The organism is Pseudoxanthomonas mexicana (assembly GCF_014397415.1).
GTDB classification, from domain to species: Bacteria; Pseudomonadota; Gammaproteobacteria; order Xanthomonadales; family Xanthomonadaceae; genus Pseudoxanthomonas_A; species Pseudoxanthomonas_A mexicana.
On record NZ_CP060731.1, the window covers coordinates 2932475 to 2953704 of the forward strand.

Here is a 21230-nt window from a genome sequence, read left to right on the forward strand (position 1 = left end):
GCGACCTGCGCTCAGGCGGCTTGGTCGCGGATCAGGCCGTACAGCACGTCCACGATGTCCTGCACCGTGCGTACCGACTTGAACGCATCCGGCTGCAGGCTGCGCCCCAGCAAGGGCTTGAGTTGCACGATCAGGTCCACCGCATCGATGCTGTCGATGTCCAGGTCGTCGTAGAGCCGGGCCTCGGGCGTGATCCGCGCGGGCTCGATCTCGAAGCTGTCATGCAGGATCGTGACGATCCGGTCGAAAAGTTCGTTCTTGGTCATCTTGCCAGTCCTGCCGTCCCTGCTCAGGCCTTGCCCTGCGAGGCGACGAAATCGGCCAATGCGCGCACGCTGGCGAAATGCCGACGGGTTTCCTGCGAATCCGCGGAAAGCGCCACTCCGTAGCGCTTCTGCAGCGCCAGGCCCAATTCCAGGGCATCGATGGAATCCAGACCGAGCCCCTCCACGAAGAGCGGCGCGCCGGTGTCGATGTCGTCCGGGGAAATGTCCTCCAGCGACAGCGACGAAATGATCAATTCCTTGATCTCGTGCTCAAGTGCCTGCACGCGATGGATCTCCCGCAAAGTAGTTGGCCAGATGTTCCGTGAGCCGCCGGGCTGCCAGCGCCTCTCCCCCCGCCGACGGATCCGCCCCCTCCGTTCCGTTCAGGAACGGGGCGATCGGCAGGTCTTCCTGAACATCGATCACCATATGGAACCGCGTCGGCGGCACACGATACCACTTATCCCCTTTCCCCAGCGTCGGCGGCGAACACGTGATCCGCACCGGCGTGATGTCCAGCGCGCCGCGCACGGCGATGTTGGCGGCGCCGCGCTGCAACCGCAGCGGCTGGCCCGGCGTGGTCCGCGTACCCTCGGGAAAGATCACCAGCGCGCCTCCTGCGCGCACGGCGGCGATGCAGTCCTCCACTAGCCCTGCACCATCGTCGTTGGATACGTAACCTGCGGCCCGGACCGGCCCCCGCATGAACGGATTGCGCGCGACCGCCGACTTGACCACGCAATCCGCATTGGGCAGCAGCGAAACCAGCAGGACCACGTCGATCAGGGTGGGGTGGTTCGCCAGCACCAGCAGGCCGTCGCGCGCCAACCGCTCGCGGCCGCGGATCTCGTAGGTCATCACTCCCAGCCGCCGCATCAGTTCCACGTGCGCGGCGAAGCTGCGCTGCACGATCCGCCGTGCCCAGCGCCGACGGCGCTCCGGGTCGGGCACCAGCCACAGCATGGGCGGCAGCACGCAGAGGCCCAGGAACAGGCCGCCCAGCCCGAAGGCCAGGAAGCTCAGCCCGGTGACCGCGACCCGCCACGCGTGGTGGATGCGCTCACGCATTCCGCCGCCAGTGCCAGGCGGTGCCGTCGCCCCGCCATTGGAGGGAAGGATCGCCCGACAGCAGGAATCGCAGCACATCCAGTGCATGAGGCAATGCCGCAGGGGTGTCGTCCGCCCCGCCTTCGTCATTCCACCCCAGTGCGACCGCATCCCCCTCCGCGCCCACCGGACCCACGCGCCAGCACCATGCGAAGCCTGCGTCCGGTTCGTCGGCAAAGTCCGCGTACACGGCAGGCAAGGGTGCGTCGTAGACCACCAGCAGCACTTCCGGCGCGCCATCGGCCAGCAGAGCGGCGGCCTCGATGCAGGCTGTCTCCACCGTCGCCCTGCCACCGGCCACCGCCACGTAGTTGCCGCGGTCCCGGCGCAGGATCGAATAGAGCGCGGCGATGGCGTTGTGTACAGACAGCCCGAACGTGGTGGGCGATGGGGGTTCGTCCGCGGCAAGCGCTTCCAGCAGCTCCATGGAGCGCGCCACGTCGCCATGCCGCGAGGCGAACACCAGCGGCACCCCGCTCTCTTCGGCCTCCTGGCACCAGCAGGCAGTCTGGATGGCCATGCGCCCCAGCCGCTCGATGCGGCGCCGTTGCATGGCGGGAACCTCCTGCAGCGCAGGCGTTTCGGTCCCCGAGGGTACCCACGGCGCCGAGGCCCATGCGCGCCATGCATCCCGATCCACCAGACCCGGCGCCCATGCGGCCCATTGCTTGACTGAAAAGCCGATCATCCCGCGCGCACCGCTCCGTCGAATTCCGTGCGCGCTATTTCACCCGCATGCCCGGATGTTCGCCAGTCGTAAAAATTTTCGTAACGGATGCTTGCGCATCGGAAAGAGGCTGGCTATTATTTCGCTCCTGCCAGCACGTGGGGCCATAGCTCAGCTGGGAGAGCGCCTGCATGGCATGCAGGAGGTCGGCGGTTCGATCCCGCCTGGCTCCACCAACTTCTGGACAATAGGCCGTCCGGAAAGAAAATCTGGCAACACTTTCGTGTGTCCCCATCGTCTAGAGGCCTAGGACATTACCCTTTCACGGTAGCGACCGGGGTTCGAATCCCCGTGGGGACGCCACTTATCTTGAAGGCCCGGGAAACCGGGCCTCTTTTTTTGCCTCGCACATTCGTAACCCTGCTTTCGCAGGCATTTACAAGAATCTCACCACCTCCCGCGTAGAACCTTGGGCAGCCCATGCCGACCCTCGCGGTCGCGCAGGCCAACAGATGGTGTGGTCGAAGCTGGTTCCCCTTCGTGGAGCTGCCGTCATGACGCACGATGCCCTCGCCGACGAACTCGTCTCGCAACTGCCGCTCCATCGCGATACACGATGGACGGCGGGCTCGCTGGGGCTGGATGAGGCCGCCTTCGATGCGGTCGCACAGCGGCTGCTGGAACTGGAAACACAGGGCGCGATCGACGTGATGAACATGAGCCGCGACGCCCGCAACGGCCTGCGCCGGCTCAACGCCATCCGCTTCGTGCGCGTGGCCTGAGCGGCCGGACTGCGCGCGGAATCAGGCGACGTCGCGCACGAATCCGGCCGGATGCAGGGTCGCCACGCCATGCCCCTGCTCGGCCAGGTACTCCAGCCATTTGCCGAGAAAGGTATTCATCCGCATGCGGTGGCTGATGACCTCGGCCGGCGGCGGATACAGGCCGATGACGTCCTGCCAGCGACGGCCCACATAGCAGTGCGTGGCTTCGGCCTGGTGCGCGTCGCGGTAGAGCCGCACGAAGGCCGAGGGGTCGGGCTCGCCGGTGAGCGGGTCGCATAGGTCGTAGGTCAGCCGCAGTTCCACCGTGTAGCGGTGCGTCTCGATCACGTCCAGGCGCAGGTCCAGTCCGTCGCCGACGCTGGACAGGTAACTGCCCGCCTGCAGGTGCTCGGGCGCGAACAGGCGCGAGAGCCGCGCATGGTTCTCCGCATACAGCGCCATCAGCCAGCCGAAACGGCTCAGCCGGAGAATGCGTGCGGTGCGTGCGAGGGCCTGGGACATGGCCCGATCCTACACGCGGAATTCCCTGCGCGGCAGCATTGACGCGCAGCATCGTGCGGCCTAAGTTAAGGATCTGCCGCCCGTGGATTTCCGGGCCCGCGCCGCACCCTCCCCGCTCAGTACATCTCGCGCTGCAGGCCCAGCGTGGAGAGGACCTTGCTAGAGATCTCCTCGATGGACTTGTTGGTGGTGCTGAGCGTGGGCAGGCGTTCCACCTGGAACATCGCCTCGGCCGCGGCCACTTCGCGCCTGCAGGTTTCCATCTTCGCGTAGCTGGAGTTCGGCCGGCGTTCCTGCCGGATCTGGTGCAGGCGCTCCGGATCGATGGTCAGCGCGAACAGCTTTCGACGGTAGGGACGCAGGCGCACGGGCAGGCGGTCGGTTTCCAGGTCGCCATCGGTCAGCGGATAGTTGGCTGCGCGGATGCCGTAGTGCAAAGCGAGGTAGACGCAGGTAGGCGTCTTGCCGGCGCGCGACACCGCCACCAGGATCACGTCGGCCTCGTCGTAACTCACCGCCATGCCATCGTCGTGGGTCAACGCGAAGTTCATCGCGTTGATGCGGCGGTGGTAGGTCTCGAAATCGACCAGACCATGCGCCTGGCCCACGCGCGACTGGCGCTGCTCGCCCAGTTCGCGCTCCAGCGGCTCGATGAAGGGCGCGAACACGTCCAGCACCAGCGCACCGCTCTCGGCGATCAGGGCGCTCAGGGTCGGATCCACGCAGGAGCTCACCACGATCGGGCGCGCGCCCAGCCGCTCGCCGGTGCGACGGATGCGGTCCGCGGCATCCCGGGCCTTCTCTTCGTCGTCCACGAAGGACAGCCGGTCGGTCTGGAACCGCATTCCCGCGAACTGGGTCAGCAGGCTGTGGCCGATGGTCTCGGCCGTGATACCGGTGCCATCGGACACATAGAACACCGGGCGCAGTTCAGACATGGCCACTTTTCCCCTGCTTCACCATGGAAACCCCTGTCAAATCAAGCTTGTCTGCAATTGGTATGCACTGCATCATATCGCTTCTTCCCCCTAGACACGGCCCCACGCCGGCGGTCCTCGGCGCGGTGCGGTCCATTTCGGAGCAATGCGCTTGAACGAGAACATCCTGTGGCTGCACGAGCTGCGCCTGGCTGACCTGGCCCGCGTGGGCGGCAAGAATTCGTCGCTGGGCGAGATGATCGGCCACCTGGCCAACCTGGGCGTCTCGGTGCCCGGCGGCTACGCGACCACGGCCGAGGCGTTCAAGGCGTTCATCGCCCACAACGACCTCTCCAAGCGCATCTTCGACAAGCTGGCCACGCTGGACGTGGAAGACGTGCCCGCCCTGACCGCCGCCGGCAAGGAAATCCGCGGCTGGGTCATCGACGCGCCCCTGCAGCCGGATCTGGATGCCGACATCCGTAGCGCCTACGCGAAGCTGTGCGCCGAGAACGGCGGTGGCGACGTGGCCGTGGCCGTGCGTTCCTCCGCGACCGCCGAAGACCTGCCGGATGCCAGCTTCGCCGGCCAGCAGGAGACGTTCCTCAACGTCACCGGTGCCGACGATGTCGTGCACAAGGTCAAGGAAGTCTTCGCCAGCCTCTACAACGACCGCGCCATCGCCTACCGCGTGCACCACGGGTTCAAGCACGAGGACGTGTTCCTGTCCGCCGGCGTGCAGCTGATGGTGCGCTCGGGCGTGGGCGCGTCCGGCGTGCTGTTCACGCTGGACACCGAATCCGGCTTCCGCGACGTGGTGTTCGTCACCTCCAGCTTCGGCCTTGGCGAGATGGTCGTGCAGGGTGCGGTGAACCCGGACGAGTTCTACGTCTACAAGCCCACCCTCAAGCAGGGCAAGCCGGCGATCCTGCGCCGTTCGCTGGGCAGCAAGGCGCTGCGCATGGTGTATTCGGACGTGCCGGGCGAGCGCGTGCGCACCGAGGACACGCCCGCGGAACTCCGCAACACGTTCTCCATTACCGATGCCGACGTGCACGAACTGGCGAAACAGGCGCTGGTCATCGAACAGCACTACGGCCGTCCCATGGACATCGAATGGGCGAAGGATGGCGTGACGGGCAGGCTGTTCATCGTGCAGGCACGTCCGGAGACGGTGAAGTCGCGTGCCAAGGCCACCCAGATCGAGCGCTATGCGCTGGAGAAGCGGGGCCAGGTGGTCGCCGAAGGCCGTGCCATCGGCCAGAAGATCGGCAGTGGCGTGGCCCGCGTGGTGCGCTCGCTGGACGACATGAACCGCGTGCAGCCCGGCGACGTGCTGGTGGCCGACATGACCGATCCCGACTGGGAACCGGTGATGAAGCGCGCCAGCGCCATCGTCACCAACCGCGGCGGCCGTACCTGCCACGCCGCCATCATCGCGCGCGAACTGGGCGTGCCCGCCGTCGTCGGCACCGGCAACGCGCTGGACCACATCACCGACGGCACCGAAGTGACCGTGAGCTGCGCCGAAGGCGATACCGGCTTCATATATGCCGGTGCCCTGCCCTTCGAGCGCACCACCACCGATCTGGCCGCCATGCCGGCGGCGCCGCTGAAGATCATGATGAACGTGGCCAACCCGGAGCGCGCGTTCGACTTCGGCCAGCTGCCCAATGCCGGCATCGGCCTGGCGCGCCTGGAAATGATCATCGCCAGCCACATCGGCGTGCATCCGCTCGCCCTGCTGGAGTACGACCGCCAGGAGCCGGACGTCCGCAGGAAGATCGATGCCAAGACCGCTGGCTACGCCGATCCGGTGAGTTTCTATGTGGACCGCCTGGCCGAAGGCATCGCCACCATCACCGCTTCGGTCGCACCGAATCCCGTCATCGTGCGCCTGTCGGACTTCAAGTCCAACGAATACGCCAACCTGATCGGCGGCAGCCGCTATGAGCCGCACGAAGAGAACCCGATGATCGGCTTCCGTGGCGCCAGCCGCTACGTCGACCCGTCGTTCGAACCCGCCTTCGCGCTGGAATGCCAGGCCGTGCGCCGCGTGCGCGACGAGATGGGGCTGGACAATCTGTGGGTGATGATCCCGTTCGTGCGCACACTGGAGGAAGGCCGCAAGGTCATCGACGTGCTGGCCAAGCACGGCCTGCGCCAGGGCGAGAACGGACTCAAGATCATCATGATGTGCGAGGTGCCGTCGAACGCGCTGCTCGCCGAGGAATTCCTCGACATCTTCGACGGCTTCTCGATCGGATCGAACGACCTGACCCAGCTGACCCTGGGACTGGACCGCGACTCGTCCATCGTCGCCAACCTGTTCGACGAACGGAATCCGGCCGTCAAGAAGATGCTGTCGATGGCCATCAAGGCCGCGCGCGCCAAGGGCAAGTACATCGGCATCTGCGGCCAGGGCCCCAGCGACCACCCGGACCTGGCGGAATGGCTGATGGCCGAGGGCATCGAATCGGTGTCGTTGAATCCCGATACGGTGGTCGACACCTGGCTGCGCCTGGCGAAGACCAAGGCCGGCTGACGTCGCACGCAACCGCCTTCACGCGAAGGCGGTTACCATCGCCGCATGCCACTGCACGCCCCTGACGGGGCGTGCTTCATTTCCGGAAGCCCGATGTCCACCCCTGCCAAGACTCCGCCCGTCCTGCCCGACATCCCCACCGAGCCCGCCGCCTTCATGCAGGAACTGCGTGGCATCGACTGGCTGCAGTTGCTGGAGACCTGGGGCCTGAAGCTGCTGGCCGCCGTCGTCATCTTCCTGGTCGGCATGTGGCTGGCCAAGCGCCTGAGCGCCGGCCTGGAACGCGTGCTGGGGCGTACCCACGCGGACGCCACGCTGGGTGGTTTCCTGCGTCGCGCCAGCTACGCCGCGATGATGGTGCTGGTGATCATCACCGCGCTCACCTCGCTGGGCGTGAATCCGACCTCGATGCTGGCCGTACTGGGCGCCGCCGGCCTGGCGGTGGGCCTGGCCCTGAAGGACTCGCTGTCCAACATCGCCTCGGGCGTGATGCTGATCGTGCTGCGTCCGTTCCGCGACGGCGACTACGTGCAGGCGGCCGGACTGGAGGGCATCATCGAGGAGGTCCGCATTTTCCAGACCCGGATGCGCACGCTCGACAACCGCCTGATCGTGCTGCCGAACAGCCTGATCACCACCGCACCGATCATCAATTTCACCGCCAAGCCGCACCGCCGGATCGACATCCCCGTGGGCGTGGGCTACGACGACGACCTCAAGCAGGCCAAGGCCGTCCTGCTGAAACTGGCGAACGACCACCCGTTGGTGCTGGATGAGCCGGCGCCCAGCGTGATCGTCAGCAAGCTGAGCGAAAGCAGCGTCGACCTCATCCTGCTCGCCTGGACGAAGACCAAGGATTTCGGCGAGACCAGGAGTGATCTCACCGAAGCCGTGCGCACCGAGATCATCGGCAACGGCCTGAACATCCCGTACCCGCAGCGCGACCTGCACGTGTACCACCACAATGGCGACGGCACGCCGCTGACCGACATCATCACCAAGGGCGTCGCCGACGACGGCGACGTGGCCAAGCCGGCGTAGCGCGCGCCTTGCGCACGTCGCATGGTCCGGGGTTCGGATCGTCGTGCGCACGGCGCACGCTACGTCACTCGCCGGCCAGCGCCGCCATGTGCCTGCGGTAGTGGCGCAGTTCCTCGATCGAGTCGCGCACGTCGCTCAGGGCGGTATGGCTGGCCTGCTTGCGCACGCCTTCCAGCACCTGCGGTGCCCAGCGACGGGCCAGTTCCTTGAGGGTACTGACATCCAGGTTGCGGTAGTGGAAGTACTTCTCAAGCCGCGGCATCAACCGGTGCAGGAAACGGCGATCCTGGCAGATCGAATTGCCGCACATCGGCGAGGCGCCGGCCGGCACCCATTCGGCAAGGAATGCGACCGTCTGCGCCTCGGCCTGGCCCAGCGTCACCCCGCTCTCCACCACCCGCTTCCACAGGCCCGACTTGCCATGCTGGTTGCGGTTCCAGTCGTCCATGGCCTCCAGCACGGCCACCGGGTGGGCGATGGCGAATTCCGGCCCCTCGGCCAGCACGTTCAACCTGGAATCGGTGACCACCGTGGCGATTTCGAGGATGGAATCGCGGTCGGTATCGAGCCCGGTCATTTCCAGGTCGATCCAGATCAGGCGATCGTTATGCGCGTTGTGCGAGGTCATGCAGCGGTCCGTGACGGAAGAAGAGCCCGGGAATCCACGCCGGGAATGCGGACGAACCGCATCATGTCATCATAACGCAGACCCTCCCCTCGACCGGCCCATGACTCCTTCCACCGACCACACCGTGCTCACCGCGATGCTGGCCCCGGCGTTCTTCCTGACGGCGACCGCCTCGCTGTTGCTTTCCGCCAACAACCGCCTGGCACGCATCATCGACCGCGCACGCACCCTCTTGCGCGAGTTGGCGGACGTGGAAGAAGAGTCGGAACGCTCGCTGCTGGAGAAGCGCATCGCCCTGCAGCGTCAGCGCAGCCTGATCATCCTGCGCGCGGGCCAGCTGTTGTACGGTGCCATCAGCTGCTTCGTCGGCACCAGCCTGGCGGTCGCAGTGGATACATTCACCGGGCACCGGCTGGGCTCGGTGCCCACCTGGCTTGCCGCGGTCGGCGTTGTCGCGATGCTGGCGGCCAGCCTGCTGCTGGCGCGCGAATCCACGCTGGCGGTGACCGCCATCAACGAAGAGATGGACCACCGCAAGGTGAGGCGCAAGGCGCCCCCGTCGACCGGCTAGACCAAGGGGCGGCCGCGCTTGGCGCGAAAGTAGTTGGTCAGGCGGCGCCCGGCTTCGTCGCCCAACACGCCCCCGACGACCTCGACCCGATGGTTGTGCCGGGGATCGGCGATCAGGTCGAAGACGCTGCCGCACGCGCCCGTCTTCGGATCGGAAGCGCCATACACCACGCGCGCGACCCGTGCGTGCACCAGCGCCATCGCGCACATCGCGCAGGGCTCCAGCGTCACGTAGAGGGTGCAGCCCACCAGGCGATGGTTGCCCAGCACCCGCCCCGCCTCGCGCATGGCGACGATCTCGGCGTGGGCCGTGGGGTCATGGTCGGCGATGTTGCGGTTCCAGCCCTCGCCCAGCACCTGTCCGTCGGCACCAACCAGGACGGCGCCTACCGGGATCTCATCGAATTCGCGCTCGGCCCGGTCCGCCAGCGCGAAGGCGTGGCGCATCCACTGCTCGTCGTCCAGACCGGCCATCACTCCCACTCGATGGTGGCCGGCGGCTTGCCCGAGATGTCGTAGACCACGCGCGAGATGCCGCGCAGCTCGTTGATGATGCGGTTGGACACGGTGCCGAGGAAGTCGTACGGCAAGTGCGCCCAGTGCGCCGTCATGAAGTCGATCGTCTCGACCGCACGCAGCGCGATGACCCATTCGTACGCGCGCGCATCGCCGACCACGCCGACCGACTTCACCGGCAGGAACACCGCGAACGCCTGCGAGGTCCTGTCGTACAGGTCGGCCTTGCGCAGTTCGTCGATGAAGATCGCGTCGGCCTTGGCCAGCAGCTCGGCAGACTCGGGCTTCACTTCGCCCAGGATGCGCACGCCCAGGCCCGGGCCCGGGAACGGATGGCGATAGACCATCGTGCGCGGCAGGCCGAGCTCGACGCCGAGGCGGCGCACTTCGTCCTTGAACAGCTCGCGCAGCGGTTCGACCAGACCCAGCTTCATGTGCTCGGGCAGACCGCCCACGTTGTGGTGGCTCTTGATGACGTGCGCCTTGCCGGTCTTGCTGCCGGCCGACTCGATCACGTCCGGGTAGATCGTGCCCTGGGCCAGCCACTTGGCGTTCTTCAGCTTGTTCGACTCTTCCTCGAAGATCTCGACGAACAGGTTGCCGATGATCTTGCGCTTGACTTCCGGGTCGGCGACCCCTTCCAGCGCCTTGAAATAGCGGTCCGCCGCGTTGACGCGTACAACCTTGACGCCCATGTGCTCGGCAAACATCGCCATCACCTGGTCGCCTTCCTGCCAGCGCAGCAGGCCGGTATCGACGAACACGCAGGTCAGCTGGTCGCCGATGGCCTTGTGCAGCAGCGCCGCGACCACCGAGGAATCCACGCCGCCGGACAGGCCCAGGATCACCTCGTCCGACCCCACCTGCTCGCGCACGCGGGCGATCTGATCGTCGATGATGTTGGCGGCGGTCCACAGTGTCTGGCAGCCGCAGATCTCGGCGACGAAGCGGCGCAGCAGCGTCTGGCCCTGCTTGGTGTGCGTCACTTCCGGATGGAACTGCACGCCGTACCAGCGCTTCTCCTCCAACGCCATCGCCGCAACCGGGATGCGGTCGGTGGTGGCGGTGATCGTCCAGCCCGGCGGCGCCTTGGCGACATGGTCGCCATGACTCATCCACACATCGATGCGCGGCTCGCCCTGATGGTCGCTGAGGCCACCCAGCAGAGCGTCATGCGCAACCAGTTGCACCTCGGCGTGGCCGAACTCGCGTGCGTCGGCGGCTTCGGTCGCGCCGCCCAGCTGCGCGGCCAGGGTCTGCATGCCGTAGCAGATGCCCAGGATCGGCAGGCCGCTGTCGAACACCTGCTGGGGCGCTTTGGGAGCGCCATGCTGCGTGGTGGACTCCGGACCGCCCGACAGGATGATGCCCTTGGCGCCGAACTTCGCGATCTCCTCCGGGTCGTGGTCCCACGCCCAGATTTCGCAGTAGACGCCGATCTCGCGGATGCGGCGGGCGATCAGCTGCGTGTACTGCGCGCCGAAATCGAGGATGAGGATCTTGTCGGTGTGGATGTTCGTCATGGGCTCGCGGCGTTAATGGCTTCGTGAACGTTGCCGCTGCCGTCCGTGGCGGGACGTCTCGGCTTCGGGTCGTCCGGCCCGGCCATCCATGGCCGGGCGTTCGGCAGGCCGCGCGGCAGTGCCGCGCAAGCGGCCTGCCTCAGCCCATCCGGTAATTCGGCGGCTCTTTGGTGATCTGCACGTCGTGCACGTGGCTCTCGCGCTGGCCGGCGCCGGTGATGACCACGAACTTCGGCTTGGCGCGCATCTCCTCGATGGTGGCGCAGCCCACGTAGCCCATCGTGGCGCGCAGACCGCCGACCAGCTGGTGGATGATGCCGCCGACCGAACCGCGGTACGGCACGCGGCCTTCGATGCCTTCCGGGACCAGCTTGTCGGCGTCGCTGGCGTCCTGGAAGTAGCGGTCCTTGGACCCCTTCTCCATCGCGCCCAGGCTGCCCATGCCGCGGTAGCTCTTGTAGCTGCGGCCCTGGAACAGTTCGACTTCGCCCGGCGCTTCCTCGGTGCCGGCGAACAGGCCGCCGATCATCACCGTAGACGCACCCGCGGCGATCGCCTTGCCGATATCGCCCGAATAGCGGATGCCGCCGTCGGCGATCAGCGGAATGCGATCCTGCAGCGCTTCGGCGACCATGTCGATCGCGGTGATCTGGGGCACGCCCACGCCGGCCACCATGCGGGTGGTGCAGATCGAGCCCGGGCCCACGCCGACCTTCACCGCGTCGGCGCCGGCATCCATCAGCGCCAGCGCGGCGTCACCGGTCACGATGTTGCCGCCGATCACCTGGATCTGCGGGAAGCGCTTCTTGACCCAGGCCACGCGGTCCAGCACGCCCTGCGAGTGGCCATGCGCGGTGTCGACGATGATGACGTCCACGCCGGCGGCCACCAGGGCTTCGACGCGCTGGTCGGTATCGCCGCCCACGCCGACGGCTGCGCCCACGACCAGGCGGCTGGCGCTGTCCTTGGCGGCGTTGGGGTTGTCGGTCTTCTTCTGGATGTCCTTGACGGTGATCAGGCCGCGCAGGTCGAAGGCGTCGTTCACCACCAGCACCTTCTCGATGCGGTGCCTGTGCAGCAGCTGCAGCACTTCGTCGTCGCTGGCGCCCTCCTTCACCGTGACCAGGCGATCCTTCTTGGTCATGATGTGGCGCACCGGATCGTCGAGCTTCTTCTCGAAGCGCATGTCGCGGCTGGTGACGATGCCGACCAGCTGGCCGCCGTCGACGACCGGTACGCCGGAGATGTTGCGCGCGCGGGTGAGCTTGAGCACCTCGGCGATGGTGGTTTCGGGCCCGACGGTGAAGGGCTCCTTGATCACGCCGGCCTCGAATTTCTTGACCTTGGCCACTTCGGCGGCCTGCTGTTCGACGGTCAGGTTCTTGTGCAGGATGCCGATGCCGCCCAACTGGGCCATGGCGATGGCCAGGCGGGCCTCGGTGACGGTGTCCATGGCGGCCGAGACGATCGGCAGCTTCAGCCGCAGGTCGCGCGTCAGGCGCGTCTCCAGGCTGACATCCTTGGGCAGGACGGTGGAATGGGCGGGGACGAGGGAGACGTCGTCGTACGTCAGTGCTTCAGCCTGGATGCGCAGCATCGGCGGGCCCGGGAGAGTTGGGGAAGCGCGGCATTATACCCTGATCGGCGGGGCTTCCGCAGTCCGCCGCTGGCGGAACGCTGCTTTCCCCGTGCCCGGGACGCGCCTCAAATGCCGGCTTCGGCCGCTTCCAGGGTGTTCTGCATCAGCGTGGCCACCGTCATCGGGCCTACTCCGCCCGGCACAGGGGTGATCCAGCTGGCCCGCTGCGCGGCGGCATCGAATCCCACATCACCGACCAGACGGCCATCGTCCAGCCGGTTGATGCCGACATCGATGACCACCGCGCCCGGTTTGACCCATTCGCCCGGAATCAGGCCCGGCTTGCCCGCCGCAACCACCAGGATGTCGGCATCGCCGACGCGGGCCTGCAGTACGTCGCGCGGGGTGAACTTGTGGCAGCTGGTCACCGTGCAGCCGGCGATCAGCAGTTCCAGCGCCATCGGGCGGCCGACGTGGTTGCTGACACCGACGATGGTGGCGTTGCGGCCGCGCACTGGCTGGTCGGTGTAGCCGAGCAGCGTGGTGATGCCGCGCGGCGTGCAGGGCCGCAGGCCGAACTGGCGCAGGGCCAGGTGGCCGACGTTGGCCGGATGGAAGCCGTCCACGTCCTTGCGCGGATCGATGCGCTCGATCAGGCGGCTGGCGTCGGGAATGCCCGGCAGCGGCAGCTGGATGAGGATGCCGTGGATCTTCGGATCGGCATTCAACTCGTCGATCAGAGCCAGCAGCTGCGCCTCGGACGTGCCCGCCGGCAGGTCGTAGTCGAAAGCCTCGATGCCGACCTTTTCCGCGGCCCTGCGCTTGTTGCGGACGTAGACGGCCGAGGCCGGGTCGCCGCCCACCAGCACCACCGCCAGCCCAGGCCGGGCCATGCCGGACGCCACCCGCGCGTCCACCCGGACCTTCAGTTCGTCCAGCAGGTTCTCGGCAATTCGGCGGCCGTCCAGGATTCGGGCAGTCATGGGGAAGCGCGGTGTAGAGTCGGCCCCTATTGTCCCCGATTCCCCCATCCCAACGCGACCCGCCAGCCCCATGACCGACACCGACGCCCTGGAAGCCGCCGCCTTCCGCCGCCTGCTCAAGCACCTCAACGAGGAGCGCACCGATGTGCAGAACATCGACCTGATGATCCTAGCCGGTTTCTGCCGCAACTGCCTGGCCGACTGGTACCGCGAGGCCGCCCGCGAGGCCGGCGTGGCGATGGACAAGGACCAGGCGCGCGAACGCGTCTACGGCATGCCCTTCGCCGACTGGAAGGCGCGCCACCAGCGCGAGGCCACCCCGGAACAGCTGGCCGCGTTCAAGGCCGCGCAGGAGCGGCATGGCTAGGCCGCGCCGGATGCTGGCGTGGGGTGCCGGCGCCGTCCTCGTTGTCTATGTCGCCCTGTGCGCGCTGCTGTACCTGCAGCAGCGACGGCTGATCTACTACCCCCAGTTCACCCGCGTGAACGCCGCGCAGACGGACTTCGCCGTGGCGCGGCAGGACGTGGTCCTGCGCGGCTGGGTCGTCAATCCCGGCCGCCGGGACGCCCTGCTCTACTTCGGCGGCAATGCCGAATCGGTCGAGGGAAACCGGGAAGCGTTCACGCGCGCCCTGCCCTCGCACACGGTGTATCTGGTCGCATACCGGGGTTATGGGGCCAGCGATGGCGAACCGACGGAAACCCACCTGCTGGCCGATGCGCTGGCCCTGCATGACGACATCGCGAAACGGCATGCCGGCGGCCAGGTCGCGGTAGCCGGTCGCAGTCTGGGCAGTGGCGTGGCGACCTTTGTCGCCGCCGAACGCCGGGTGCCCGCCCTGGTGCTGGTGACCCCGTTCGACAGCCTGGCAGCGGTCGCACAGGCGCACTACCCGGTGTTCCCGGTCGGCCTGCTGCTTCGCGACCGGTACGACTCGGCCGCGCGCCTGCCGCGCCACCAGGGGCGACTGTTGGTCCTGCGCGCGGGCCAGGACCAGGTGGTGCCACCCGCGCGCACCGACCGGCTGCTCAAGGCACTCGGGCGGCCGGCACAGGTGGTGGAGTTCCCCTCGGCCAGCCACGATGACCTGTCGCTCGATCCGGGCTATTGGTCGGCCATCGGCGCTTTCCTGGCTGCCGGCCCCGACTGAGCGCGCCGGCTACTCCTCTTCTTCGCCGATGACCTCGGCGGCTTCCTCGTTGAGCGCCTTCGCTTCACGCTTGGGCTTGGTGAAGGGCGTCGGGGTCGGCTTGGTGTGTTTCGCGTTGCCGTAGAGCGCCGGGATACCGGAACGCAGGTCGCCGCCGGCGATCTCCAGTTCCAGACGTTCGGCGTCGCGCCGGCGGATCTCCAGGGCGATCGTCTCCGCATCCTCGCGCGACGCGCCCACGCTCATCAGCGCCGCCTTGCCGAACTCCACCGCGGACTCGAACGTCTCGCGGATCTGATAGTCGACGCCGGCGCCGATCAGCGCGAGCGAATGTTCGCGGTCGAACGAGCGCGCCAACACCTGGGCCTGCGGAAACTCGTGCCTGACCAGCTCGACGATGCGGTTGGCCGCATCCTTGTCGTCGATGCAGATCGCGATGGACTGGGCCGTCTGCGCACCGCAGGCGCGCAGCACATCCAGCCGGGTGCCGTCGCCGTAGTAGATCTTGAAGCCGAACTCCTCGGCGTTTCGGATCATCTCGATGTCGGTGTCGATGATGGTCACGTCCACGTCGCGGGCGAGCAGCGACTGGCTCATCACCTGGCCGAAGCGGCCGAACCCGATGATCAGCACGCTGCCTGAAAGACCGTTGGCTTCCTCGATGCCCTCCATCGAAGGCGCTTCCGGATGGGTGAAGCGGCGCAGCAGCAGGACGAAAAGCGGCGTCAGCGCCATCGACAGCACCACGATGGCGGTGAGGTTGGCATTGACGGTGGCGTCGATGATGCCGGCCGCGGCGGCAGCGGCGAACAGCACGAAGGCGAACTCGCCACCCTGCGCCATCAACACCGCGCGATCCAGGGCTTCGGCATGCGGACTGCGCGTCACCCGCGCCACCACGTAGATGCACGCCGCCTTGACCACCATCATCGCCAGTACCGCGCCGACGATCAGCGGCCAGTTGCTGGCCACCACGCCCAGGTCCAGCGCCATGCCTACGCCGAGGAAGAACAGGCCCAGCAGGATGCCGCGGAACGGCTCGATGTCGGCTTCGATCTGGTGGCGGAAGGTGGATTCGGACAGCAGTACGCCGGCGAGGAAGGCCCCCATCGCCATCGACAGGCCGCCCAACTGCATCAGCAACGCGGCACCCAGCACCACGAGCAATGCCGCTGCCGTCATCACTTCACGCGCCTTCGCTGTGGCGAGTACGCGGAACAAGGGATTGAGCAGCCAGATGCCCGCCGCGATCAGGCCGGCCAGCGAGGCCACGCCGATGCCGATCGCCAGCCAGCGCGAGCCTTCCTCCGGCTGCGTCACCTGCGGCGACATGAAGGCGACGAGCACCAGCAGCGGCACGATCAGCAGGTCTTCGAACAGCAGGATGGAGACGACCTTCTGTCCGTGCGGCAAGGCGACGTCGCCCCGTTCGGCCAGCAGCTGCATTACCACCGCCGTGGAGGTCAGCACGAAGCCCATGCCGCCGATGAACGAGACGGCCAAGGAATAGCCGAACGCCAGCCCCACGCCGGTCAGCAGCACCGTGCACAACGCGATCTGCAGTGTGCCCAGGCCGAATATCTGCCTGCGCAGGCTCCACAGGTGGCTGGGCCGCATCTCCAGGCCGATGACGAACAGGAACATCACCACGCCCAGTTCGGCGACGTGCAGGATGGATTGCGGGTCGTTGAACCATTTCAGGCCGAACGGACCGATCGCGAGGCCGGCGGCCAGGTAACCCAGCACCGAGCCCAGACCCAGGCGCCGGAAGATCGGCACCGTCACCACCGCCGCACCCAGCAGGGCGACGACACTCACCAGTTGGCTGGCACCCGATTCTGCACTCATGCCGCGAGTCTACCGGATGTCGCCCGGCACGAATGTCTCAGTCGTGCTGCATCGAAGAGGCGCGATCTCCACTGCGGCGGTAGTACGCCCCCCACACCGTGACCAGCACCAGCACGGCGGTGGTCGATGCCCCCGCCGCCAACAGATTGATCCGCGGCAGCAACGGCCACGCAGCGGCCAGCGTGGCCATACCCAACAGGTGCGACAACGGGAAGCGGCCGTAAACAACGCGCTTGAACAGCGCGTTGCCGAACAGATAGACCAGCGGCCCACCGATCAGTACGGCAGCGTACTTCGGCGACACCGGATCGAGCGGATGCGCCACCACCAGGTCGTCCGCCACCGCACTGACGATGACGCCGGCGATCAACAGCACATGGACGTAGTGGAAATATGCCCCCAGGCGGCCCGGGTCGTCGGAGTGTTCGATCACATGCGTGGCATCGCCGCTGGAGGTGTCGAAATACATCCACCACATCGCCACGCAACCGACGAAGGAGATGGCGAACGCGACCCACACGGCGAGCCCGGGATGATGCGCATGCGCGAACGAAGCGCCGGTGGCAAGCACGGATTCGCCCAGCGCGATGATGACGAACAGCTGGCACCGCTCGGCCAGATGGCCGCCATTGATCGTCCAGTCCGAGGTTCTCGACCGCCCCAGGCCCGGCACAGGGAAGCCCGCCATCGGCGATGCGTATTCGCATGCGACCGCGAGCAGCCATAGGACCAGGCGTGGCGCGCCTTCATTCAATCCTCCGGCGATCCAGAAGGCGGACGACACCAGCAACCAGCACAGGATCCGCAGGAAGTTGGGCGTCAACGCGTGCCCACGACCGAGGCTGGCCAACACGAACAGCGTGCGGCCGACCTGGATGGCGACGAAGCTGAGCGCGAACAACAGTCCGCGCTCGCCGAAGGCTTCGGGAATCGCCGCCGATACCAGCAACGCCAGGCCCATCAACACCATCAGCATGGTGCGGATGACAAGATGCTCGGGGTTGAACCAGTTGCTGACCCAGGCGGTGTACTGCCAGCCGAGCCAGACGGCGAACCAGAGTATCGCCGTCTGCAGGACGCCCAGAAGTGTCAGGTGCTCCAGCAGGTGGTGGGACAGCTGAGTGACGGCGAACACATAGACCAGATCGAAGAACAGCTCGACGCTGGCGACTTTCGCCGGCTGGCCCGGCGTGCGCAGCAAGGGATGGATACGAGCGCTCAAGGACGGCTCCCTCGAAGGACAGGAGGCATCAGCGGGTCGGCGCCTTCCACGCCAGCAGCCAGCCGACCGCGACCGGCACCGCGAAGATCAGCAGCTGGATCGGCAACTCCTCCTGCAGCGAATAGCCATGGGACATGCCGGTGCGCAGGTTCCAGATCACGGCCGCCAGCCAGCCTACGGTAAACAGCGCCGCCGCGAGGCGACGCCTGGCAGCGCCCGCCGACCATACGGCGATCCCCACGATCACCAGCCCGACAACGATGAACAGCAGGGTCCGCATGGTGCTTGCTCCATGAAGTGGGCGAGTTCGCCCACGGTAGCGCAGCGATGGCCGGGATGTGGAGAGGGCAATGCGCACCCTTCCCCCTTACTTGGTGGTGTAGCCACCGTTGATGAGGATCGTCTGCCCCGTGATCCACCAGCCGTCGCTCACCAGATGGCGGATGAAGGGCACGACGTCCTGGATATCCGTCAGGCCGGTCCTGCTGAAGGGCGACAAAGCTGCGGCGGTCTTGTGGTACGCCACGGCGTCCTCCCCTTCAGCCGGGTAGAAGAACGGCGTATCCATCGGGCCGGGCCCTACGGCGGTCACCGAGATCCCGCGTGCACCGAATTCCTTGGCCGCGGCCCGGGTGAAATGTTCCACCGGCGCCTTGGTACCTGCGTACGAGGCATAGAACGGCGTGAACGCCCCCAGCAGCGACGTCACCAGCGTGACGATCTTGCCGTTGTCGTTGACGTGGCGACCGGCTTCCTTGAGGAAGAAGAAGGCGGCCTTGGCGTTCACCGCAGCCATCTCGTCGTACTCGGCTTCGCTGATGTCCGTGATCGGTTTCTTCAGCACCTTGCCGACCGTGTTGATGGCGATGTCCGGCCGCCCCACGGCGGCGACGGTATCGGCGAACAGGCGTTCGACGCCGCCTGCCGTGGTCAGGTCACCCTGCAGCGCGACGGCGCGCGCGCCGGCATCGCGGATCGCGGCGACGGTCTTCTCCGCATCGGCCCGGCTCGCGTCGCTGTTGTAGTGGATCGCGACGGCGGCGGCACCCTGTTGCGCGAGGTCGCGGGCGATCAGCCCGCCGAGATTCTTGGCACCACCGGCGATCAAGGCGACTTTGCCCCGAATGGAATGATCAGTCATGAAAGGCTCCTGGCTTGGGACGGGATCTCGCGGCGACACCCAACGACAGAGTGGGCAAGCGCGACGAGGCACGTCTAAGATGAGGTGAACGGATTCCTGCGGCTTTCACGATGTCCCGTCCGCTATCAAATTCTCCGGCCTCAAATCACATTGGTGGAGCGCACGCTGCACCAGCGACAGTTGCCGACCCGGAACCCGGTCAGATCCCGCAATACCGCATGCTGGCGCAGGCGCACTGGCCAGGCGTGGAGCTGCTGCTCTGCAAGGAAGACATACGCCAACGCACGCTCTGGGCCATCGATGAGCCGCGCCACACCGTCATCGTCCACCTGGGCGGCTCGATGCGCGAACTGGACACCGAGATCGACGGCGTCGGCGCGACCCACATGCCACCTTCACCGGGCGACATCTGGCTGGTCCCGGCGGGAAAGCGCTACGCCAGCCAGGCGTCGGGACAGGTCATCACGTACGCCGAATTGCGCATCTCGCCCGCGGCGAACGTGGACACCGGCGTGGACCGGCGCGCGCCCATCGACGCGCTGATGCCGCGCCTGTGCCACCGCGATGAATTCCTCCACTACAGCGTCGCGCGCCTGGGTCGGCTCAGCCAGCAGGACGACGACCTGTCGACCATGATGGCCGAGCGCCTGCAGCTGCTCCTGCTCCAGCACCTGTACGCGGCTTATCGGCTTCCCGCCCTTCCCCCGTCGGTGCCGACCGCGCTCGCACCCGCCGTCGCGCGGCGACTGAGCGACCATATCGAAAGCGCCCTGGCCCAGCGCATCGCGCTGGCGGACCTGGCGACGCTGGCCGGCATGAGCGTGCACCAGTTGCTGATCGCGTTCCGGCGCACCTTCGGCACCACACCGACGCAGTACATCCTGGCGCAGCGCCTGCGGCGTGCGCGCTGGTACCTGCTCAACCGCAACGACGACATCACCGGCATCGCCCTCGCCTGCGGCTTCGCCAGCCACAGCCACCTGAGCGCGGCGTTCAAGCGCGACACCGGCATCACGCCCCGCCAGTTCCGCGAGGGCCTGAGAATGCGCCCGCTGGACTGACTAGCCTGCCCGGCAGAATGCGGCGTAATCGATGTAGCCTGGGAACGGCCGGCCAACCGCGCATACCGCGCAGTCCGGATCATGGCGCAGGCGTGTCTCGCGGAAGCGCATGGACAGCGCATCGAACTGCAGCAGGCGCCCGGCCAACGAATCGCCGATCCCAAGCAACAGCTTCACGACCTCGGTGGCCTGCAGCAGGCCGATCACGCCCGGCAGCACACCCAGCACGCCGGCCTCCGCGCAGTTCGGTGCGAACTCCGGCGGCGGCGGCTCCGGGAACAGGCAGCGGTAGCAGGGCAGTTCGCCACGATGGCGGCCCGCATCGAAGACGCTCACCTGCCCTTCGAACCGCTGCACTGCGCCATACACCAAGGGGATGCCCAGCTTCACGCAGGCATCGTTGAGCAGGTAGCGCACCGGGAAGTTGTCCGCGCCATCCAGCACCACGTCCACGCCGTCCAGCAGACGCTCGATGTTGTCGGAGGTGACGCGCGCCTGCATCGCTTCGACCTGCGTCCGCGGATTGAGCGCACCGAGCGTGGCCTGCGCCGATGCCACCTTCGGTTCGCCGATGCGCGCTTCGGTATGCAGGATCTGCCGCTGCAGATTGCTGCGGTCCACCACGTCGTCATCGGCGATCCGAAGATGGCCCACTCCGGCCGCCGCCAGGTAAAACGCCGCCGGCGATCCCAGGCCGCCCGCACCGATCATCAGCACCCGCGAGCCTTCGAGTCGCCGCTGCCCTTCCACGCCCACTTCCTGCAGCAGCAGGTGTCGCGAGTAACGCTCGTTGAAATCGATCGTTTCAGCGGACATGTCCGGACGAACCATCGGCCGCCCCTCGTCCTGCCAGCGCTGTGTACCGCCTTCCACGGACGCCAGACGCGTGTAGCCTGCAGCTTCGAGCGCACGCGCGGCATCCATCGAGCGTCCGCCCATCTGGCAGATCAGCACGACGGGCGCGTCGCGGCCGGGAAGGTGGCGGTCCGGTTCGGCCAGCAACTGCGCCTTCGCGACGCCGCGCGCGCCGGCCGCCTGCCCTCTGGCACGTTCGTGATCCTCACGCACGTCGATGAGCACCGCACCTTCGGCAAGCCATGAAGCGACGTCGTCAGGGGAAATGGCTCGGATCGTCATACCGGGATTATCACGCACGGGACGCACGACGGCGGCGCTCTG

23 protein-coding genes and 2 tRNA genes are annotated in these 21230 nt (G+C 67.1%); 9 read left to right on the plus strand and 16 right to left on the minus strand.

Annotation, left to right across the window (positions count from 1 at the left end; translation table 11 throughout):
• Positions 1-11: 11 nt before the first annotated feature.
• From IAE60_RS13710 to IAE60_RS13725, 4 genes are read right to left on the minus strand one after another with little or no spacing between them, the layout of a single operon-like run.
• On the minus strand, positions 12-266 hold the full coding sequence (locus tag IAE60_RS13710; RefSeq protein ID WP_142124725.1) for an acyl carrier protein: 255 nt from the start codon (positions 264-266) through the stop codon (positions 12-14).
• Between the two features lie 23 nt (positions 267-289).
• Positions 290-559 carry a phosphopantetheine-binding protein gene (locus tag IAE60_RS13715; protein WP_462687195.1) on the minus strand — a complete coding sequence of 90 codons (270 nt, stop codon included), beginning with the start codon at positions 557-559 and terminating at the stop codon, positions 290-292.
• On the minus strand, positions 537-1334 hold the full coding sequence (locus IAE60_RS13720; protein ID WP_187572693.1) for a lysophospholipid acyltransferase family protein: 798 nt from the start codon (positions 1332-1334) through the stop codon (positions 537-539). The genes IAE60_RS13715 and IAE60_RS13720 overlap by 23 nt, the downstream gene beginning before the upstream one ends.
• Positions 1327-2061: a beta-ketoacyl synthase chain length factor gene (locus IAE60_RS13725; protein ID WP_187572694.1), complete on the minus strand. Its 735-nt coding sequence runs from the start codon at positions 2059-2061 to the stop codon at positions 1327-1329. Before IAE60_RS13725 ends, IAE60_RS13720 begins: the two co-directional genes overlap by 8 nt.
• A gap of 139 nt (positions 2062-2200) precedes the next feature.
• On the opposite strand from IAE60_RS13725, the gene IAE60_RS13730 reads away from it, so the two are divergent.
• The 3 genes from IAE60_RS13730 to IAE60_RS13740 all read left to right on the plus strand — a co-directional run bounded on the left by IAE60_RS13730 (position 2201) and on the right by IAE60_RS13740 (position 2822).
• A tRNA-Ala gene (locus tag IAE60_RS13730) sits at positions 2201-2276 on the plus strand.
• Positions 2277-2327: 51 nt separating this feature from the next.
• A tRNA-Glu gene (locus IAE60_RS13735) sits at positions 2328-2403 on the plus strand.
• A 191-nt stretch (positions 2404-2594) separates the two neighbouring features.
• Complete coding sequence (locus IAE60_RS13740) at positions 2595-2822, plus strand: hypothetical protein (RefSeq protein ID WP_162109711.1); 228 nt, start codon at positions 2595-2597, stop codon at positions 2820-2822.
• A 21-nt stretch (positions 2823-2843) separates the two neighbouring features.
• Here IAE60_RS13740 and IAE60_RS13745 read toward each other — a convergent pair whose 3' ends face one another.
• On the minus strand, positions 2844-3326 hold the full coding sequence (locus tag IAE60_RS13745; protein ID WP_187572695.1) for a DUF1249 domain-containing protein: 483 nt from the start codon (positions 3324-3326) through the stop codon (positions 2844-2846).
• A 116-nt stretch (positions 3327-3442) separates the two neighbouring features.
• Complete coding sequence (ppsR, locus tag IAE60_RS13750; RefSeq protein ID WP_162109709.1) at positions 3443-4264, minus strand: posphoenolpyruvate synthetase regulatory kinase/phosphorylase PpsR; 822 nt, start codon at positions 4262-4264, stop codon at positions 3443-3445.
• Between the two features lie 151 nt (positions 4265-4415).
• Here ppsR and ppsA point away from each other — a divergent pair, with 151 nt between their 5' ends.
• Complete coding sequence (ppsA, locus tag IAE60_RS13755) at positions 4416-6788, plus strand: phosphoenolpyruvate synthase (protein ID WP_162109708.1); 2373 nt, start codon at positions 4416-4418, stop codon at positions 6786-6788.
• Positions 6789-6881: 93 nt separating this feature from the next.
• On the plus strand, positions 6882-7829 hold the full coding sequence (locus tag IAE60_RS13760) for a mechanosensitive ion channel family protein (protein WP_185896244.1): 948 nt from the start codon (positions 6882-6884) through the stop codon (positions 7827-7829).
• Positions 7830-7893: 64 nt separating this feature from the next.
• On the opposite strand, the gene orn is transcribed toward IAE60_RS13760, so the two are convergent.
• Complete coding sequence (gene orn, locus IAE60_RS13765; protein WP_185896245.1) at positions 7894-8457, minus strand: oligoribonuclease; 564 nt, start codon at positions 8455-8457, stop codon at positions 7894-7896.
• Between the two features lie 100 nt (positions 8458-8557).
• On the opposite strand from orn, the gene IAE60_RS13770 reads away from it, so the two are divergent.
• On the plus strand, positions 8558-9028 hold the full coding sequence (locus IAE60_RS13770) for a DUF2721 domain-containing protein (protein WP_185896246.1): 471 nt from the start codon (positions 8558-8560) through the stop codon (positions 9026-9028).
• Here IAE60_RS13770 and tadA read toward each other — a convergent pair.
• From tadA to folD, 4 genes are all read right to left on the minus strand, one after another.
• Positions 9025-9501, minus strand: a complete 477-nt coding sequence (gene tadA / locus IAE60_RS13775) for a tRNA adenosine(34) deaminase TadA (protein ID WP_187572696.1) — start codon at positions 9499-9501, stop codon at positions 9025-9027. The two genes, IAE60_RS13770 and tadA, sit on opposite strands and share 4 nt — an antisense overlap.
• The gene (gene guaA, locus IAE60_RS13780) at positions 9501-11066 is read right to left on the minus strand and encodes a glutamine-hydrolyzing GMP synthase (RefSeq protein WP_187572697.1); all 1566 of its coding nucleotides are present in this window, start codon (positions 11064-11066) and stop codon (positions 9501-9503) included. Before guaA ends, tadA begins: the two co-directional genes overlap by 1 nt.
• 139 nt (positions 11067-11205) lie before the next feature.
• Positions 11206-12663 (minus strand): IMP dehydrogenase, encoded by a 1458-nt coding sequence (gene guaB / locus IAE60_RS13785; RefSeq protein ID WP_187572698.1) that lies wholly within the window; start codon positions 12661-12663, stop codon positions 11206-11208.
• Between the two features lie 107 nt (positions 12664-12770).
• Positions 12771-13628: a bifunctional methylenetetrahydrofolate dehydrogenase/methenyltetrahydrofolate cyclohydrolase FolD gene (gene folD / locus IAE60_RS13790; RefSeq protein WP_187572699.1), complete on the minus strand. Its 858-nt coding sequence runs from the start codon at positions 13626-13628 to the stop codon at positions 12771-12773.
• 70 nt (positions 13629-13698) lie between these two features.
• Between folD and IAE60_RS13795 the strand changes: the two genes are divergently transcribed.
• Together IAE60_RS13795 and IAE60_RS13800 are read left to right on the plus strand one after the other, a co-directional pair.
• Positions 13699-13995 (plus strand): DUF1244 domain-containing protein, encoded by a 297-nt coding sequence (locus IAE60_RS13795; RefSeq protein WP_187572700.1) that lies wholly within the window; start codon positions 13699-13701, stop codon positions 13993-13995.
• Positions 13988-14779, plus strand: coding sequence for an alpha/beta hydrolase (locus IAE60_RS13800; protein WP_244966581.1), 792 nt, complete (start codon positions 13988-13990; stop codon positions 14777-14779). The genes IAE60_RS13795 and IAE60_RS13800 overlap by 8 nt, the downstream gene beginning before the upstream one ends.
• A gap of 9 nt (positions 14780-14788) precedes the next feature.
• On the opposite strand, the gene IAE60_RS13805 is transcribed toward IAE60_RS13800, so the two are convergent.
• From IAE60_RS13805 to IAE60_RS13820, 4 genes are all read right to left on the minus strand, one after another.
• Positions 14789-16627 carry a monovalent cation:proton antiporter-2 (CPA2) family protein gene (locus tag IAE60_RS13805; protein ID WP_187572701.1) on the minus strand — a complete coding sequence of 613 codons (1839 nt, stop codon included), beginning with the start codon at positions 16625-16627 and terminating at the stop codon, positions 14789-14791.
• A 37-nt stretch (positions 16628-16664) separates the two neighbouring features.
• Positions 16665-17849 carry a low temperature requirement protein A gene (locus tag IAE60_RS13810; RefSeq protein WP_187572702.1) on the minus strand — a complete coding sequence of 395 codons (1185 nt, stop codon included), beginning with the start codon at positions 17847-17849 and terminating at the stop codon, positions 16665-16667.
• A 28-nt stretch (positions 17850-17877) separates the two neighbouring features.
• Entirely contained in the window at positions 17878-18129 is a 252-nt protein-coding gene (locus tag IAE60_RS13815) for a hypothetical protein (RefSeq protein WP_187572703.1), read from the minus strand.
• Between the two features lie 87 nt (positions 18130-18216).
• Positions 18217-18990 (minus strand): SDR family oxidoreductase, encoded by a 774-nt coding sequence (locus IAE60_RS13820; RefSeq protein WP_185896253.1) that lies wholly within the window; start codon positions 18988-18990, stop codon positions 18217-18219.
• Positions 18991-19208: 218 nt separating this feature from the next.
• On the opposite strand from IAE60_RS13820, the gene IAE60_RS13825 reads away from it, so the two are divergent.
• On the plus strand, positions 19209-20051 hold the full coding sequence (locus IAE60_RS13825) for a helix-turn-helix transcriptional regulator (RefSeq protein ID WP_187572704.1): 843 nt from the start codon (positions 19209-19211) through the stop codon (positions 20049-20051).
• Here IAE60_RS13825 and moeB read toward each other — a convergent pair whose 3' ends face one another.
• On the minus strand, positions 20052-21188 hold the full coding sequence (gene moeB, locus IAE60_RS13830; RefSeq protein ID WP_187572705.1) for a molybdopterin-synthase adenylyltransferase MoeB: 1137 nt from the start codon (positions 21186-21188) through the stop codon (positions 20052-20054). It lies immediately after the preceding gene.
• Positions 21189-21230 lie beyond the last annotated feature (42 nt).

What these genes read in the sequence shown, in the direction of transcription:
- IAE60_RS13745 (WP_187572695.1), bottom strand. Translation starts at nt 3,326, where the DNA reads ATGTCCCAGGCCCTCGCACGCACCGCACGCATTCTCCGGCTGAGCCGT.
- IAE60_RS13800 (WP_244966581.1), top strand. Translation starts at nt 13,988, where the DNA reads ATGGCTAGGCCGCGCCGGATGCTGGCGTGGGGTGCCGGCGCCGTCCTC.
- ppsR (WP_162109709.1), bottom strand. Translation starts at nt 4,264, where the DNA reads ATGTCTGAACTGCGCCCGGTGTTCTATGTGTCCGATGGCACCGGTATC.
- IAE60_RS13820 (WP_185896253.1), bottom strand. Translation starts at nt 18,990, where the DNA reads ATGACTGATCATTCCATTCGGGGCAAAGTCGCCTTGATCGCCGGTGGT.
- guaB (WP_187572698.1), bottom strand. Translation starts at nt 12,663, where the DNA reads ATGCTGCGCATCCAGGCTGAAGCACTGACGTACGACGACGTCTCCCTC.
- moeB (WP_187572705.1), bottom strand. Translation starts at nt 21,188, where the DNA reads ATGACGATCCGAGCCATTTCCCCTGACGACGTCGCTTCATGGCTTGCC.
- IAE60_RS13725 (WP_187572694.1), bottom strand. Translation starts at nt 2,061, where the DNA reads ATGATCGGCTTTTCAGTCAAGCAATGGGCCGCATGGGCGCCGGGTCTG.
- IAE60_RS13710 (WP_142124725.1), bottom strand. Translation starts at nt 266, where the DNA reads ATGACCAAGAACGAACTTTTCGACCGGATCGTCACGATCCTGCATGAC.
- folD (WP_187572699.1), bottom strand. Translation starts at nt 13,628, where the DNA reads ATGACTGCCCGAATCCTGGACGGCCGCCGAATTGCCGAGAACCTGCTG.
- IAE60_RS13825 (WP_187572704.1), top strand. Translation starts at nt 19,209, where the DNA reads ATGCTGGCGCAGGCGCACTGGCCAGGCGTGGAGCTGCTGCTCTGCAAG.
- IAE60_RS13740 (WP_162109711.1), top strand. Translation starts at nt 2,595, where the DNA reads ATGACGCACGATGCCCTCGCCGACGAACTCGTCTCGCAACTGCCGCTC.
- orn (WP_185896245.1), bottom strand. Translation starts at nt 8,457, where the DNA reads ATGACCTCGCACAACGCGCATAACGATCGCCTGATCTGGATCGACCTG.
- IAE60_RS13795 (WP_187572700.1), top strand. Translation starts at nt 13,699, where the DNA reads ATGACCGACACCGACGCCCTGGAAGCCGCCGCCTTCCGCCGCCTGCTC.
- guaA (WP_187572697.1), bottom strand. Translation starts at nt 11,066, where the DNA reads ATGACGAACATCCACACCGACAAGATCCTCATCCTCGATTTCGGCGCG.
- IAE60_RS13760 (WP_185896244.1), top strand. Translation starts at nt 6,882, where the DNA reads ATGTCCACCCCTGCCAAGACTCCGCCCGTCCTGCCCGACATCCCCACC.
- IAE60_RS13815 (WP_187572703.1), bottom strand. Translation starts at nt 18,129, where the DNA reads ATGCGGACCCTGCTGTTCATCGTTGTCGGGCTGGTGATCGTGGGGATC.
- IAE60_RS13805 (WP_187572701.1), bottom strand. Translation starts at nt 16,627, where the DNA reads ATGAGTGCAGAATCGGGTGCCAGCCAACTGGTGAGTGTCGTCGCCCTG.
- tadA (WP_187572696.1), bottom strand. Translation starts at nt 9,501, where the DNA reads ATGGCCGGTCTGGACGACGAGCAGTGGATGCGCCACGCCTTCGCGCTG.
- IAE60_RS13720 (WP_187572693.1), bottom strand. Translation starts at nt 1,334, where the DNA reads ATGCGTGAGCGCATCCACCACGCGTGGCGGGTCGCGGTCACCGGGCTG.
- IAE60_RS13770 (WP_185896246.1), top strand. Translation starts at nt 8,558, where the DNA reads ATGACTCCTTCCACCGACCACACCGTGCTCACCGCGATGCTGGCCCCG.